This window comes from Streptomyces sp. DH12, from assembly GCF_020873895.1.
In the GTDB taxonomy this organism is placed as follows: domain Bacteria; phylum Actinomycetota; class Actinomycetes; order Streptomycetales; family Streptomycetaceae; genus Streptomyces.
In genome coordinates, this window is record NZ_JAHWGT010001567.1 from 1 (window position 1) to 398 (window position 398).

At 72.1% G+C, this 398-nt stretch carries 1 pseudogene; it reads left to right on the plus strand.

What is annotated here, in order from left to right:
* Positions 1-398, plus strand: a pseudogene (locus tag LPA54_RS41120) (class I tRNA ligase family protein); the annotation flags it as partial.

A 398-nucleotide genomic window follows, 5' to 3' on the forward strand; every position in this document is an offset into this window, starting at 1 on the left:
GACGTACATGGTGCTGGCGCCCGAGCACGACATGGTCGAGCGGATCATCCCGGCCGCCTGGCCCGAGGGCACCCACCCGGTGTGGACCGGCGGCCACGCGAGCCCGGCAGAGGCCGTCACCGCGTACCGCAAGCAGGCCGCCGCCAAGTCCGACGTCGAGCGGCAGGCCGAGGCCAAGGACAAGACCGGCGTCTTCACCGGCGCCTACGCGACCAACCCGGTCAACGGGCAGAAGGTGCCCGTCTTCATCGCCGACTACGTCCTGATGGGCTACGGCACCGGCGCGATCATGGCCGTCCCCGGCCACGACACCCGCGACTTCGCGTTCGCCCGCGCCTTCGAACTGCCGATCGTGTGCGTGGTCGAGCCGACCGACGGCCGCGGCACCGACCCCGCGA